Here is a 16,220-nt window from a genome sequence, read left to right as displayed (position 1 = left end):
ATGACAAATACCTACGATACACCCTGGAAAATTGGGGACATTGACATCAAAAACCGCATCGTCCTTGCGCCGATGGCTGGTATCAATAACAAAGCTTTTCTCAGCCTCGCTAAAGAATTTGGGGCAGGTCTTGTCGTCACTGAAATGATTTCTGACAAGGGAATTGAGCATCGCAATGCTAAAACCCTATCAATGCTTGATTTTGATGGTGTACCAAATCCCTTGTCGATTCAAATTTTTGGTGGTGATGCTGAGACTTTAGTGGAAGCTGCGAAATTTGTCCAAGAACATACGACGGCTGACATTATCGACATTAATATGGGATGTCCTGTCCCTAAGGTTACTAAAAATGAATCTGGTTCTCGCCTCCTGCTAGACCCTAATAAAGTGTATGATGTGGTATCCGCCGTTTCATCTGCTATCGACTTACCTTTAACGGTTAAGATGCGTCTAGGCTGGGATAATGACCACCTTTTTGCCATCGAAAACGCGCTAGCTGCTGAAAAAGCGGGTGCTGCTGCCGTTGCCATGCATGGCCGAACTAAAGCTCAAATGTACGAAGGCAAGGCTGACTGGGATTGGCTCGCCAAGGTCGCAAGCAAGATGACCATTCCTTTTATCGGAAATGGCGATGTCAAAACCCCTGAGGACGCCAAGCGCATGCTGGATGAAACCGGTGTCGATGCCGTAATGATTGGGCGTGCTGCACTTGGTAACCCTTGGATGCTAAAAAGGACTGCACATTATCTAGCTACTGGTGAAGCAATGCCTGAGCCGACTGTTGCTGAGAAAATCAAAACGGCTAAGGTTCACTTGACGCGCTTAACTGAGCTCAAAGGTGACGAAAATGGTTCACGTGAGTTCCGCCAGCACGCCGCTTATTACCTCAAAGGGGCACCTCGTGCCGCCAAGGTTAAAGTTGCCATTAATCAAGCCAATTCTGCTGCAGAGATTTCTGGCATCTTTGATGATTATATGAAACTGTTTTGATATTAATACTATTTCACTTTAAAAATACTGCTTTGTCTTGACAACATTCGAAACTGAAAAGTAATTTATATTTTTGAAGTGAAATAGCACAAAAGGACATCTGTCGATTGACAGATGTCCTTTTGTTTTGGTTACCTTGACTTGTTATCTTTTTTAAAACGGAAACTCACAAGTTCAAATCTTCCGTATAAGTAAAGCCACTGCCGATGACTTCATGCACATTGATGATGGAGACAAAGGCATCTGGGTCAATTTCTGCTAGAATGGCTTTGACCGCTTGAACTTGCACAGGACTCAAGACGACATAGATAACTTTGGTTTCTTGCCCTGAATAGACCCCTTCTGCCTTGAGGTAGGTTGCCCCACGACCGATTTCATCCGTGATTTTTTGGCTGATTTCTGTGTACTTGCTACTAATAATCAGCATCCCTCGTACGGTATAACCACCATTTTGCACGACGGCAACGACTTGACTAAAGACGAAACTAGCAATGACGGTGTACATCATGTGCTGGATGTCGATATAAGAGAGTGATAAGGTTAGGACGACAATGTCAAAAACGAAGAGGGTCTGTCCGAGGGCTAAGCCTTTTTTCTGCTCAAAATAACGTCCAATGATATCCCCACCACCGGTCGTCCCACCAAATCGAAAGACGATACCGCCACCAATCCCAGCAAAAATACCTGCAAGAAGTGCAGCTATCAAGGTATCATGCGCAAGATCAATTGAAAAGCTCATACGCTGAAAGAGCCAGATAAAAACAGATAGACAGACAGTCCCATGAATGGTGTAAATCATACCTCGTTTACCGAATATTTTGACACCCAAAATGAACAAAGGGATATTGAACAGAATCTGTGTGTAAGCTGGATTGAGTTTAAACAGGGCATGAAAGATCAGGGTGATCCCACTGATACCACCCTCAGCTAGGTGATTGACCATGTTAAAATTAACAAAACCAAAGGCGTAAATCGCCGCCCCCAATGCAATCATCAAGAAATTTACGGGGTGAAATTTAACTTCTTTATTCATCTATTTTTCTTTCTGCGTTTTCATTTTATGAAACCTTGAAACTTGACATCCGCTTGCGCTTCCGCCAAGCAGGGTCATTCGCGAACTTCGGCCGCTCAAAGGCTTTCTGCGTTTTCACTTTATGAAACCTTGAAACTTGACATCCGCTTACGCTCCCGCCAAGCAGGGTCATTCGCGAACTTCGGCCGCTCAAAAGCTTTCTGCGTTTTCACTTTATGAAACCTTGAAACTTGACATCCGCTTGCGCTCCCGCCAAGCAGGGTCATTCGCGAACTTCGGCCGCTCAAAAGCTTTCTGCGTTTTCACTTTATGAAACCTTGAAACTTGACATCCGCTTGCGCTCCCGCCAAGCAGGGTCATTCGCGAACTTCGGCCGCTCAAAAGCTTTCTGCGTTTTCACTTTATGAAACCTTGAAACTTGACATCCGCTTGCGCTCCCGCCAAGCAGGGTCATTCGCGAACTTCGGCCGCTCAAAAGCTTTCTGCGTTTTCACTTTATGAAACCTTGAAACTTGACATCCGCGAACTTCGACCGGTCAAAGGCTTTTCCTAACTTTCAAAAAATAAGACTGTGATGATGTGTCACAATCTTATCAAAGTTATACTCAGTTAGCTAAAGAAAGAAAACATAATAGTCAAAAATGTTTACTTTATTTGGTTAACCGAACATATAAACCTTATCTTTTATTTTTTATACTAATTCGCCTTAAAAATGATAAGTATCTTTTCGAATTAAATGTCGTCAAGACAAGGCAATATTTTGAAGGCATAGCGGTGTTATGTCGAAAAATATTAACGATGGATTGACGATATTTAATCGAAAAATTTAACATTTTTTAGGCGAATTAGTATTAATTTTGATCTTCCACAAAACGTCCTAAGACTTTGACGTTTTCAGCGACCGACACAAAGGCTGCCGGGTCAACTTCTTTCATAATATATTTAAATTCTTGATATTCGGCTTGTGTGATAATCGTAATCAAAATCGTCATTGTCACCTTTGTATAGCCACCCTCAGCTGAGTTAACCACTGTGACCCCTCGGTGTAATCTGTGATGTAAGGCCTGAGTAATTTCTACCGGATGTTTGGTAATGATGGTTGCTTGCATCTTACGTTGCTTGGTATAGATAGCATCCGTCACACGGCTTGATACAAAAATCGTTAAAAGCGAATAGAACATATACTGCCAACCGAAAAGAATACCTGCAAGGATTACAATGACACCATTGAACAAGAGGCTGATGTTCCCAACCTGGCGACCTGTTTTTTTCCGTATATAGAGACTGATGATATCTGTCCCACCACTGGAAATCCCACTGCGTAGCGCATAACCAATCCCCGCACCCATGACCGCACCACCAAAAATAGCATTGATAATCGGGTCTGGCGTCAAGGTAAACTCGGGAATGATATGGATGAAGATTGAACTCAGGGTAACTGTAAGCACCGTGTAAATGGTAAATCTTTTGCCGATTTTTAGCCAAGCTAAAACTAGCAAGGGAATATTAAGCAGATAGAGAGTAATGGATACGGGGATATTATGACCCAGTAATTTATAAGATAGAGTTGTGAAAATCTGCGCTAGACCTGTTATCCCACTGGAATAAACGTGACCAGGCTGAAAGAAGAAATTCAGGGCGACCGCAGATAGAATCGCGTAGACGACTGATGCTGAAAGTTTATACATCAGTTTTTCGATAGAGAGATTTTTAATCACGTTCATCATAGAAGATATTATTTTCCAATTTTTAAATTGAGTTCTGCCAACTGCTGGTTAGAAACCAAGCTAGGCGCCTGCGTCATCGGGTCTGTCGCCTTATTATTTTTTGGAAAGGCGATGACTTCACGAATATTATCTTTGCCAGCTAGAAGCATAACGAAGCGGTCAAGACCAAGGGCTAGACCGCCATGTGGTGGGAAACCGTAGTCCATAGCTTCAAGTAAGAAACCAAACTGCTCATTTGCAGCTTCTGCTGTAAACCCAAGCGCTTTGAGCATCCGCTCTTGCAAGTCTTTATGGTTTATCCGCAAGCTACCACCACCCAATTCATAACCATTGAGCACAATATCATAAGCGACCGCACGAACTTTGGCTAAATCCCCCTCAAGTTCATGCGCACTTTCTGTTGTTGGCAAGGTAAAGGGATGGTGAGCACTTGTGTAGCGACCTTCTTCTTCACTCCACTCAAACATCGGCCAGTCGATCACCCAAAGGAAGTTAAATTGATTCTGGTTAATCAAGTCTTGCTCTTTGGCGATTTGATTGCGGAGGGCACCAAGTGTCGCATTTGCCACGTCCAATTCATCCGCCACAAATAGGACCAAATCGTTATCCGTCAGAGCCAGCGTATCAGCCAATTCATCCGAAATTTCTGGCAAGAATTTAGCAATAGGACCTGAGAATTCATTGGCCACAAATTTAACCCAAGCCAGACCTTTGGCACCAAATTGTTTGGCGTAATCTGTCATTTTGTCAATGTCTTTACGTGAGTAAGCATCCGCCGCATCTTTGGCAACAATGGCTTTCACGACTGGCGCTTCTGAGAAGACCTTGAAATCTACCTTTTTGACAATGGTAGAGACGTCTGTCAACAACATCTCAAAACGCGTGTCTGGCTTATCAGAGCCATATTGATTCATGGCGTCATCATAAGTCATGCGAGGAAAAGGTAAAGTCACGTCGATATTTTTCGTATCTTTCATAACTTTTGCGATCAAACCTTCTGTCAAACCTTGAATCTCCTGTTCATCAAGGAAAGAGGTTTCCAAATCGACCTGTGTAAATTCAGGCTGACGGTCACCTCGCAAGTCCTCATCGCGGAAACATTTGACGATTTGATAATAACGGTCAAAGCCAGCGTTCATTAATAACTGCTTGGTGATTTGCGGTGACTGCGGTAAGGCATAAAAATGCCCTTCCGAAATTCGACTCGGCACTAAATAGTCACGCGCCCCCTCCGGTGTTGACTTAGTTAAAATCGGTGTTTCAACATCAATAAAGTCCAAATCATCCAGATAATGACGGATTGCCTTAGTCACATTGTGACGCAATTTAAAGTTTGACAACATTTCCGGACGACGCAAGTCCAGATAACGATAGCGCATCCGTGTATCATCACTGGCTTCTAAGTCATCCTTGATTTCAAATGGTGTTGTCTTTGCAGCATTTAAAACGGTCAACTCAGCAACTTCAAGCTCGACTTGTCCGGTTGCTAATTTATCATTGGCTTGCGCCCTAGCAACGACTATTCCTGTCACTTCAATGACAAATTCACTACGTAGGCTCTCTGCTGTTGCCAAGACTTCTTTTGAGGCTAATTCAGGATTAACCACCAACTGCATGATACCTTCACGATCACGTAGGTCAATAAATATCAAGCCACCAAGATCACGACGGCGTGCCACCCAACCCTTGAGGGTGATTGTTTGACCAATCTGTTCTGAGCGGACGGCGCCCGCATACAATGTTCGTTTCATTTTTACTTCCTTAATATACTACTATTTTCTACTTAAAATGAGTGTAACACACACATCACAAGCTGCAATCCAACAGCTAGAAAGACTAGACTTGTCGTCAAACGGCTTTCCTTAAGGAAAGCGTTGATTTTCTTGATTGCCACCCCATAGAGGACAACAAAGAGCCATAGGTTAAGACCGTTAGTATCGCCTTGTACCAGTTTGAGGATACTGATGATGATGATTAAAATTGCTAAAATTCTGATTGATAGATGGACTGTATTTTTTGTCATGCCTTACCTCGTGAGAAATGATGTCACGAGTAAAAGGATAAGCGTGATGATCACAATAACCCGCGCAATTTTATCTCGGGTAATCGCCTTATCCCGATTAAAAATCACAATCAAGGCGCAATAAATCACTAAAAAAGTATGGTCAAACTGATGAGAGTTTGTGATAATCTGATACAAACTAGCAGCCATTGATAAAGCTGACAAGCCCATCAATATTTTGAGTTTATCTGCCATTAATCAGTCGTCACTTCTGTAAAGACAGCATCAAACTGGCTTTGAATGTCAGACAAGGTCGTCTTGACTTCTGCACGTGTCGCATTATTTTTAACGACGATATCTCCAGTCTCAACTTCTGATTCCCCGAGAGTGATGATGGTCTTGGCGCCAAACTCTTCTGCAGATTTGAATTGCTGCTTAATCTTGCGATTTAAGACATCACGTTCTACGGTATAGCCTTGCTCACGCAGCGATTGCACTAACTTGAGCGCTGCAACATTGGCACTTGCGCCTAAAACAACCACGTAAACATCCAGTGGCTGTGCAACTGGTAGCGACGCACCTTGCTCCTCTAGGACAAGCAAGAGTCGATCCACTCCGATACCAAAGCCAAAGCCAGGTGTATCAGGCCCACCAAAATAGCTGACCAGTGAATCATAGCGACCACCACCACAAATCGTCAGCTCTTTGCCCTTGATTTCCGTCATGAACTCGAAAATCGTGTCGTTGTAGTAATCCAGACCACGCACCATATTTTGATCGACGGTGTAGGCGATATTTAGGGTCTCAAGCATGGTTTTGACGTCAGTCAAGTGTTGCTGACTCGCATCAGACAAGAAATCCAAGATTGAGGGCGCGTCTTTGACGATAGTGATGTCCTGTTTATCCTTGGAATCTAACACACGCAAGGGGTTTTCGTGTAATCGGCGCTTTGAATCATCCGAGAGCTTTTCCAAATGCTGCTCCAGATAGGCAATCAAGGCCTCACGGTAGCGCTCACGTGTCTCGGCATCGCCTAATGAGTTGATGACAAGCTTAATATTTTTGACACCAACTTGGTCAAAAAAGGCTTTAGCCATAGCGATTGTCTCAACATCCGTTGCAGGATTTTTTGAGCCAAAATTTTCGACACCAATTTGGTGAAATTCACGCAGACGACCAGCCTGCGGGCGTTCATAACGAAACATTGAACCCGTATAATAAACTTTAAATGGTTTTTGGACTTCTGGCGCAAATTTTTTGTTTTCAACATAAGAGCGGACAACTGGTGCTGTTCCCTCAGGCCGTAAGGTCACGTGACGGTCACCCTTATCGTAAAAATCGTACATTTCCTTGGTTACGATATCTGTCGTATCCCCAACGGAACGTGAGATTACCTCGTAATGCTCAAAAAGTGGCGTGCGAATTTCACTAAAACGATAGGTCGCAAAAACACGACGCATGGTTGCCTCGACAAATTGCCATTTTTCACTTTCACCGGGCAGGATATCAACTGTGCCTTTAGGTCTTTGTAATTTCATATTTGCTATTTACCTCTCTCAATTCCTATAAGAAAACGCCCCTGAGCGTAGAAATCTACGCTCAAGGACGACAATATCGTGGTACCACCTTGGGTTTCTAGGCATTCCTAGCTCTGTAGCTATAAAGTCGCTAACTATAATCTTTAACTGTCACTTTCTCTATCATGCGGATTTCCAGCTACCTCCGCTCTCTGATTGCTTATCTTAATTATATATTAGTCCTTACCATTTTGCAAGATTTTATTGCTGTGATTGGTCTGCATCTTTAAAGACTGACATATTTTGGGCAAAGTAGTCATAACCTGAGTAAATGGTTGCGGCTAGGCAGACGTATAAGAAAATCACACCAAGTAAGTGCCAACCTAGTAACAAGAAGATGATAGATAGCATTTGTGTGAAGGTTTTAATCTTGCCTGGTAAGGCAGCGGCCATCACGACACCACCTTGTTCAACCAAGAGTAAACGTAAACCAGTCACGGCTAATTCCCGACAAATGATAATGGCAATCACCCAAGCTGGTGCCAATTTCAAGGGCACCAACATGATAAATGCTGACATGACTAACATTTTATCGGCCAAGGGATCCGCAAATTTACCAAAATTTGAGACGATGTGCCATTTACGTGCTAAATAACCGTCTAACCAGTCAGTTGCAGATGCGACTGCAAATAAAATCGCAGCGATGACTTGCCAAACATGAGCGTGACCACCCAATGCTAAAATCAGGATAAAAAGTGGAATCGCAAAAATACGGGCAATGGTTAAATTATTAGGTAAGTTTTCTTTGGTTAATTTCATCAGTTCTCTATTCTATTGTTATCGTCAAGGTTGCTGGACTTTCAGGTGCCACAATACTTGACAAGTCAATTGGGGTATCACCAATTTTAATGGTTAATCCTGTTGTTTTACCCAATGTCAAGACTGTCTGGTTCCCAGTCAAGGTTGTCGTCGTCGGGGTAGCATTGGTCAAAGTAATCTGTCCACCTGGCAAGTCTGAGTTAGTCATGCCAATCCAAACAGCTAGTCCCGCTGCCGTACTGAGGTTAACTTTCACTGGACTTGCGACATTTTTCACCGTTGCTGCGAGTGCTTGACCATTCCCAGTCACCGCTATTTCTGGTTTGGGCGGTTCTGGTGCTTTTGATTCTGAAGAAATAGACGATGTACTTGGCGCAGGATGACTTGCTGATGCCTTACTTTTAGAGCTAGTTGACACGCTATAAAGGTGTTCTGCAATCCCACTGTTTTTAGGTTTGTTAAGGACTACGGTGGCTGAAATACTAATGATAATAAGGGCAGCAACAGTCCCTAATAAAACGATTGGCAGATAATAACGCCACTTTTTGTCGCCTAGTTCTTCATCCGCTTCAAGGCGTTCAGAAGGTTTTACAAACTGATAACTTTCAGATAAATCAGGTGTTTCATCTACTTCAATGGGTTCGTTTTTTTCATATGCTGTGACCAATTGGTCATAATCAAGGTCCAAACGTTCTGCATACTGTTTGAGATAAGCCTTGACATAAAAGTCCCCTGGCAAGGCATCATAATCATCGTGCTCTAAAGCGACGATATACATTTTTTTAATCTGTGTTAATGCTTCCGCTGCGTTGAGCGTCATATCAAGCTTCGCACGCTGGTCACGTAAAACTTGTCCTACTGTTTTTTTTGCCACGAGAACTCCTTTCTATATAAGATGTTGAGGCGACTGCTTAGCTCCGTATAATGTTTTACTGCGACGAGTAATCGCAGGAGCAAATTAGGGATTTGCCGTAATCGAACGTAGTTCGTGCGGACAAATCATCTATTTTCCTAGGAGCTAGGAGCCGAAACTCAATTCTATGTTTAGTATTATAGTCGATTTTGATTTGTTTTACTTTGGGTTCATGATAAATTCAGTCGAGACCATCTCTTTGATAAATCGGTCTGCATGTTGTTCAATTTTTCTCAATGTCAGACTTGACAAAATCATTGGGAAATCAAAGAAAGTCATACCTTCAAAAAGGTTAGATGAAAATTGATTGGCAATAAACTCTAGCGAATTTAAAGACTTATAATAATCGCCTAACATCTCTTTTTTGATAATCGTCAAATGATCTAAATTGAAATCACTTTCTATTTTATAACTTTTTAGCGTATCACGCAAAACTTTAGCGAGTTTTATTGGATAAATCGTATCTGACGTCATACTGGCAAAATGATATTGCGGTGCCACTTCAAAATCAAAACCAAACGAATCATCAATCAAGCCTTGATTATACAAGCTTTCATAACGACTACTCGTATTTCCCAAAATCATCGTTAACATAAGTTGAATCGCTAACTTATACTCAAATCTGAGCAAAGGGTCCGACGGCAAACGATCATACCCCCTAAAACCTAGCGCAAGTTTAGGAATCGTGACATCAAAAGCCAAATGATTTGTCGCAATCGGTGCTGCTGCCACAAACGGTGCACGCTGAATCGGTTCAATCGGCTCAAATCGTTTCTCAGCTTGATTTTTCTCAACCAAAGCTGACATTTCTGATACCTCAAACGGTCCTGTTAAAAATAGCGTCATATTGGCTGGATGATAAAAGGTCCGATAATTTTCATATAAATCTTCCGCTGAAATATGTCTGATACTCTGGGGCGTACCTGCAATATCAGCAGCTAAAGGTGACTCAGGATAAAGATTTTGTAGAAGACCAAAAAACAGTCTAAAGTCTGCATCATCTTGATACATCTGGATTTCCTGTGTGATAATGCCTTGTTCTTTTTCGACAGAAGGTTGGGTAAAATATGGCTCCTGAACAAAATCTAATAACAATTCAACATTAGGTTCAACATTTTCCATAGTTGAAAATAAATAAGACGTCCGTGTAAAGCTTGTAAAAGCATTGGAATTAGCGCCCAATGCACCAAAAAAGTTCATGGCATCGCCATCTTTTTTCTCAAATAATTTATGCTCCAAAAAGTGAGCAATGCCTTCTGGAAAGGTCTGCATATCTGAGCTGCCACGTGGGATAAACTGCGTATCTAAGCTACCGAAATTTGTCGTGAACAAACCATAAGTCTTATTAAATTCAGGCTTTGGTAAATAATAAACGAGTAGGCCATTGTCTAGTATTTCTTTATAGAGTGTCTCACCGACTTGTGGATATTTTTTAATCTCCAAGACTTTCTCCCTCCATAAAATACAAAGCTTGTAAATTCAATATTTTAGCTATTCTAACAACATCAGCTTTTGTCACAGCGTCCAACCTTTGCAACCATTCTGCTTGAGAAAGCTGACGGTCTGGTAAAAGTTGTTTGATATAAGCCTGCTCGATGAGGTTTGACGGCGAATCTAGTGACAAGAAATAAGCATTTCTCAACATATTTTTAGTCTGGTCTAGTTCACTATCTGAAATATCACCTTGTGCCAAAGCACGAACCTGTGCTCGAATAATCGTTAAAGCTTTACTGCGTTGTCCCGCGTCAATACCAGCTGAAATTTTCAAGAAACCTGTAAACGTATCAAAACGCGAGTTAGCATAATAAGCCAAACTTTCTTTTTCACGTACGTTTGTGAACAATTTTGAATGTGAAAAACCACCTAAAAGGCCATTCAACACTTGCATCGTGAGATAATCCGAATCGCCATATTTGACTGGGTGACTATAAGCCAACTGTAAAATGGATTGATTGACTGCTTCTTTTTCCGTCTTTTCACGCACAATATTAGCTGTTTCTTGCTCATAAAAGACAGTGCTCAAGGGCTCCCTATCAGTAAAAGGCATGTCTGAAAAATAAGTCCTGACACTCGCTTCCTGAGCCGCTGACAAATCACCCAGAATCCAAATATCAATTGTATCTGTCAGTAACATTTTTTTATAGTACTCAAAAACACTCTGACGCGTCTCGTGTTCCATCAGTTCAACTGTTGAAATACTAGGTGTCGATAGATTTTTATCCTCAAAAAAGAGCTCACTCAAGCGCATAGATGCCACGTAGGACTTATCCTCACGCGTCGATGCCAAATAATGCAAAAGATTTTTCTTTTCACGCGCAAAAGTAGCCTCATCAAAGCCAATCTCATCAATCAAAGGCATAAACAAGGCCTGGTGTAAGAGTTCAACCGCATCGGTTACCGTATCACCCTCAACAAACCTTGAGTTAACAACACTCATACCGATATTCAAAAAATGATTGTCACCTTTTTTAGACACGCCAGTCGCAAAACTTGCACCATACATCTCCGATAATTTTCTTTGAAATTGTTGATTGGTCGTCAAAACTGCATTTGATGTCTCCCAGAGGTTAGAAATAATCACACGTTTAGCAACATTAGCGCGTGACATCTTAGCGCGAAAGCGCACCAAAAATTGCACTGTCTTAAACTTAGTTTCCTTGATTATATGTAAATTTACGCCATTTTTTATTTTCATGTTTATCCTTTATTTATGTACTTTTCTATTATACCAAAATATAGGCATCCGAACACCAAATCAAGTAGCAGATTTCAACAAATTTTATAGCGCACTGATTGTCAGTATCGCTAGATTTTTCATGCCCTATTTCCTATCAAGTTATGCTCATTTAACGAAAGATTCCGATTGCACGCCTAAAGACCTTAATTTATGTTAAAATGAGGTATGAATACTTATACGATATACGATGAATTTATCACCCTAGGTAAGTTGCTCAAAGAAGCAGCGATTATTGAAACAGGTGGTGCAGCCAAACATTTCTTAGCAACCAACGATGTTTTGTACAATGGTGAATACGAAAATAGACGCGGTAAAAAACTTTTTGATGGCGATGTGCTTGAATTCCCAGGCTTTGGTCTCAAAATTAGTATTGTCGCAGCGACAGCAGATGAAATTGCGGAACATCAAGCCGAACTTGACGAAGAGGCACGTGTCAAAGCCATTGTCAAAAAAATCAACGCCGATAACAAAAAAACGGAAATGCGTCAAAAATCAGCTGCTAACAATAAAGAGCAATACTATAAACGTAAAACGAGCAAACCTAAATTCCCTGGTGCTAAATAAATACCTATGATTATTTCCGAGTTACATCTCTCCAATTTTCGAAATTATAACCATCTCGACCTCACGTTTCATCCCAACTTAAATATTTTCGTCGGAAAAAATGCCCAAGGCAAGACTAATATTGCTGAAAGCATTTATTTTCTTGCCTTAACGCGTAGCCACAGAACGCATACTGACCGGGAATTGATTGGTTGGGAGCAAAAAGAGATGTCGGTATCAGGCACGATTATCAAAAAAAATACAACTGTCCCACTCGAGATTACCTTGACACCTAAGGGACGGATTGCCAAAGTCAATCATCTCAAGGAAAATCGACTGGCTGATTATGTCGGACATTTGAATGTCATCATGTTTGCCCCAGAGGATTTGGCGATTATCAAGGGTGCACCTAGTGTGCGCAGACGTTTTGTTGATATGGAAATTGGCCAGATTCGTCCAGTTTATCTTTATGATTTGATGCGCTATAATAAAACACTCAAAGAGCGCAACAGTTATCTCAAATTCGATGCATCAAAAATTGACCCTAATTTTTTGGATGTCTTAGATGACCAGCTGGTCGAATATGGCGAAAAAGTCATGAACCATCGCAAACAATTTATCTCCAGTCTCACTGAGATTTCTGCTGACTTGCACCATCATCTGAGCCACGGTCAAGAAAAATTACGCATCGTTTATGCTCAAAATGTCAAGACTGACTTTGCAGTCGAGCTCAAGCAAGCGCGTCAAAAAGACCAGTTTCGTGCCCAAACTTCTGTTGGACCTCATCGAGATGACTTACAATTTTTTATCAATGATATTAATGTTTCCAATTTTGGTTCTCAAGGTCAGCAACGCACGACTGCACTGTCTGTCAAATTAGCTGAAATTGAGCTCATCCATCAAGAAACTGGTGATTATCCTGTTTTACTCTTAGACGATGTGATGAGTGAACTTGATAACCAAAGACAACTCGATTTATTAGCTCTAGTTATCGGTAAAACACAGACATTCATCACAACAACGACGCTTGATCATCTGCAGCATTTGCCTGATAAGATGACGATTTTTGAAGTGACTTCAGGTATGATACAAACCGTGTCTTCAGAACAATCGGATACATCAGTAGACACCGAATAGCACTTAGTACTAAATTGTAAAAATATTAATAAACGTGAACGGCTCAGCCATTCACGTTTATTAATTATTTTTTATTCTATATTTCTCTATACCTTACGGTTTCTTCTTATTTGCATTATCAGTACTACTGCTCGTGGTGTTACCAGCGTTATTATTGGCATTATTACCAGTATTACTACCTAAAATTTTTGTCCAAGCATCAGCATAGTCACTATCACTACCACCAATCGCAAATTTATATTGCGTCGTCGGTGCACCTTCTGGTTTAGCCCAATAAGATGTCGTCGTGGGTCCTGATAATGTAAAGTTCGTGTAGCCTCCACCTGTGAATGTACCTGGTTTTTCACCTGTTGCTGTCAAGACTGTTGATTTTGTCACTGATGGATCAAGTGTAAACCGTTGCGCAATACCAAACACATCTGGATTAGCTTGATAAATACTATTGGCTAGTTGGGCAACATATTGTGAGTTATTGTTATAACCCGTCATCGCAGCCATTGGCGTATTATTATCGTGACCGACCCAAGAACTGAGCGTTACTGCGGGCGTTGCAACCATAAGCCAAGCATCGACAAAGTCGTTTGATGTCCCGGTTTTACCTACCCAATCAGCACCCGCTAACGTTGAATTCAAGTTAGACAACTGACCATAAAAAGTCGTTGTTTTCTGTGACTTAATCGGTCCCTTTAAAAGCTCTGCCATGATAGATGAGGTTGCTTTTGAATAGACCTGAACGGGTTGACTTTGATGTTTATAAATCTCCTTACCATTGCCGTCTTTGATACTATCGATCACATAATAAGGGTCGTATTGGCCACCATTCAGCAAGGTTTGGTAGCCGTTTGTATGCTGCACAACAGTTGGATCTAAACCACCACCTAAGGGCAGAGACTCATATTGATAATTTTTAACTTGGTAGTTCATCTTACTCATGTAAGGTTTAACCGAATTGCCAGATTTAAGAATGGTCTGATACGTCCAGTAGGCCGGAATATTCCAAGAGGTATCCAATGCATCTTGCAAAGTCATCATTTCTTGTGTCCCAGCTGATGTATCATGCATAATCGGCTCACCACTAGCAAACTTCGTTGGATAATTTGACAAGCGACTTGCGCTTCCCATCAATCCCATATCAATCGCTGGCCCATAAGCCACGATTGGTTTGATAGATGAGCCAGGGTCGCGGTGCGTATCAAAAGCATGGTTGTTTTGGTTACTATTATAATCCAGACCACCCACAAAGCCAAGAACAGCGCCAGTTTTATTGTCCATGAGGACATTCCCCGTCTGATTTTCACCTGTGCCGTCTTGCAAGAGATAGCCATAATTTGCGACAGCTGTCTGCATGGCTTGATAAATCCCTTGGTCAATGGTTGCAGTGATTGTAAAGCCACCTTGTTGCAATTTTTGCTCTGCCATTTTTTGGTAGGTTTCTTTAATCACATCATTACCTTGTTCAGCTTCAGAAACTTTGTCTGTCTTAATCAAATAATCATAGACTTTATCAAAGGCTTCATTATAGACCACGTGATATAAATAACCATGACTTGCTGTTTCGGCTGTTGCCGGCGCAATGAATTCAGTCGAAATATCATAGGCTTTATAAGCTTCATACTCTTTTTTAGAGATATAACCATTTCTATAAAGGTTAAAGAGAACATCTTTTTGTCTATCTAAGCCATATTGCATATTTTCCTTAGATTTAAGATTGCCATCTGCACCATAAGGTGTATAAACAATAGGACTCTGTGGTAAACCTGCGATAAAAGCTGCTTCTGGAATCGTCAAGTCTTTAGCTGACTTGCCAAAAATTCCTTTAGCTGCCTCTTCAACACCTGCAATATTTTGACCTTTATTATTACGACCAAAAGGTGAGACATTTAGATAGTCTGTTAAGATTTCATCCTTGGTAAAATGTTTTTCAAGCTCTAACGCATATACCATCTCTGTGGCTTTGCGCTTAAAAGTTGGTGAATCTCCAAGGACTTGTTGCTTTATCAACTGTTGAGTAATCGTTGAGCCACCTGAAGACGACCCTCCCATTGATTCTCCCAAAATTGCTCTGAAGAAAGCCTTGGGTACCACGCCTTTATGATGTTCAAAATTTTCATCTTCTGTTGCAATCAAGGCATTCTTTACTGTTTGTGCCATCTGATCACTTGACACTTTTGTTCTGATTAAATCACTCGAAATATCAGAAATTGACTGACCATTGCTATAAGTCATCACAGATGCCTCAGGAATGGTATTGATTTTTTCAGTCAATACTTTGCTTGACGGTACTTTGACGTCTGAAATCAAGCTCACTAAATAACCCGTTCCTGTCGCGGCACTAAAAATAATACCAAGACTCAAAATCGTCGCAAAAACGACACCCAAACCTCTGACAACTATAAAAGTCGTCTCTAGAATAGTTTTACCATCGGAAGGACTTTTTTTATTTTTGTTTTTATTTTTTTCGTTACGTTTCGCTTTTTTAGCTTCAATGCGATGCTGTAGCGCCTCACGTTCTTTATCGGAAAATTCTCTAGTCATAGCTTTATTATATCACAACTTTTTTCTTTTACCTACTACTATATGCCCTACAAGCCTTTAGACATAGGGATTCCCTCTCTTTTGTATCTAGCAATAATCTACGCATTAACTGGTTATAAAAAAGCAAAGTAGACAAGAGGTACAGCAGATAATGTGAATTGGATAGAGAATATAAAAAATCCATTTGATGATAAATGTCATATCTTGACTAGCCATCATACACCCACATGGCATATCGACCTAAAAATAAAGTCCCAAAGATAGAAT

14 protein-coding genes are annotated in these 16,220 nt (G+C 41.1%); 3 read left to right on the top strand and 11 right to left on the bottom strand.

Annotated elements, in window-relative coordinates:
* Positions 1–990, top strand: coding sequence for a tRNA dihydrouridine synthase DusB (gene dusB / locus RR45_RS00280; RefSeq protein WP_031366292.1), 990 nt, complete (start codon positions 1–3; stop codon positions 988–990).
* Between the two features lie 166 nt (positions 991–1,156).
* On the opposite strand, the gene RR45_RS00275 is transcribed toward dusB, so the two are convergent.
* The 10 genes from RR45_RS00275 to yfmF all read right to left on the bottom strand — a co-directional run bounded on the left by RR45_RS00275 (position 1,157) and on the right by yfmF (position 11,696).
* Complete coding sequence (locus RR45_RS00275; protein ID WP_031366293.1) at positions 1,157–2,023, bottom strand: YitT family protein; 867 nt, start codon at positions 2,021–2,023, stop codon at positions 1,157–1,159.
* Between the two features lie 851 nt (positions 2,024–2,874).
* A complete protein-coding gene (locus RR45_RS00270; RefSeq protein WP_031366298.1) occupies positions 2,875–3,750 on the bottom strand; it encodes a YitT family protein in 876 nt (291 codons plus the stop codon).
* Between the two features lie 8 nt (positions 3,751–3,758).
* The gene (aspS, locus tag RR45_RS00265) at positions 3,759–5,501 is read right to left on the bottom strand and encodes an aspartate--tRNA ligase (protein WP_031366299.1); all 1,743 of its coding nucleotides are present in this window, start codon (positions 5,499–5,501) and stop codon (positions 3,759–3,761) included.
* Positions 5,502–5,533: 32 nt separating this feature from the next.
* Positions 5,534–5,773, bottom strand: a complete 240-nt coding sequence (locus tag RR45_RS00260) for a hypothetical protein (protein WP_031366300.1) — start codon at positions 5,771–5,773, stop codon at positions 5,534–5,536.
* A 3-nt stretch (positions 5,774–5,776) separates the two neighbouring features.
* Positions 5,777–6,007: a hypothetical protein gene (locus tag RR45_RS00255; protein WP_031366301.1), complete on the bottom strand. Its 231-nt coding sequence runs from the start codon at positions 6,005–6,007 to the stop codon at positions 5,777–5,779.
* Positions 6,007–7,290, bottom strand: coding sequence for a histidine--tRNA ligase (gene hisS, locus RR45_RS00250; RefSeq protein ID WP_031366302.1), 1,284 nt, complete (start codon positions 7,288–7,290; stop codon positions 6,007–6,009). Before hisS ends, RR45_RS00255 begins: the two co-directional genes overlap by 1 nt.
* Positions 7,291–7,530: 240 nt before the next feature.
* Complete coding sequence (gene pgsA / locus RR45_RS00245; RefSeq protein WP_031366303.1) at positions 7,531–8,088, bottom strand: CDP-diacylglycerol--glycerol-3-phosphate 3-phosphatidyltransferase; 558 nt, start codon at positions 8,086–8,088, stop codon at positions 7,531–7,533.
* Between the two features lie 7 nt (positions 8,089–8,095).
* Positions 8,096–8,962, bottom strand: a complete 867-nt coding sequence (locus RR45_RS00240) for a helix-turn-helix domain-containing protein (RefSeq protein ID WP_031366304.1) — start codon at positions 8,960–8,962, stop codon at positions 8,096–8,098.
* A gap of 198 nt (positions 8,963–9,160) precedes the next feature.
* Positions 9,161–10,444, bottom strand: a complete 1,284-nt coding sequence (gene yfmH, locus RR45_RS00235; RefSeq protein ID WP_031366305.1) for an EF-P 5-aminopentanol modification-associated protein YfmH — start codon at positions 10,442–10,444, stop codon at positions 9,161–9,163.
* Positions 10,434–11,696: an EF-P 5-aminopentanol modification-associated protein YfmF gene (yfmF, locus tag RR45_RS00230; protein WP_031366306.1), complete on the bottom strand. Its 1,263-nt coding sequence runs from the start codon at positions 11,694–11,696 to the stop codon at positions 10,434–10,436. Before yfmF ends, yfmH begins: the two co-directional genes overlap by 11 nt.
* A 207-nt stretch (positions 11,697–11,903) precedes the next feature.
* On the opposite strand from yfmF, the gene yaaA reads away from it, so the two are divergent.
* Both yaaA and recF read left to right on the top strand, forming a co-directional pair.
* Positions 11,904–12,302, top strand: a complete 399-nt coding sequence (gene yaaA / locus RR45_RS00225) for a S4 domain-containing protein YaaA (protein ID WP_031366307.1) — start codon at positions 11,904–11,906, stop codon at positions 12,300–12,302.
* A gap of 6 nt (positions 12,303–12,308) precedes the next feature.
* On the top strand, positions 12,309–13,418 hold the full coding sequence (recF, locus tag RR45_RS00220) for a DNA replication/repair protein RecF (RefSeq protein ID WP_031366308.1): 1,110 nt from the start codon (positions 12,309–12,311) through the stop codon (positions 13,416–13,418).
* A 93-nt stretch (positions 13,419–13,511) separates the two neighbouring features.
* Here the strand turns inward: recF and RR45_RS00215 are convergent, their stop codons facing one another.
* On the bottom strand, positions 13,512–15,953 hold the full coding sequence (locus RR45_RS00215) for a transglycosylase domain-containing protein (protein WP_031366309.1): 2,442 nt from the start codon (positions 15,951–15,953) through the stop codon (positions 13,512–13,514).
* Positions 15,954–16,220 lie beyond the last annotated feature (267 nt).

Origin of the sequence: Pseudolactococcus chungangensis CAU 28 = DSM 22330 (assembly GCF_002441885.1) — a bacterium.
In the GTDB taxonomy this organism is placed as follows: domain Bacteria; phylum Bacillota; class Bacilli; order Lactobacillales; family Streptococcaceae; genus Pseudolactococcus; species Pseudolactococcus chungangensis.
Note: the sequence above shows the minus strand (reverse complement) of the source record. Positions and strands in the feature narration are given on the sequence as shown.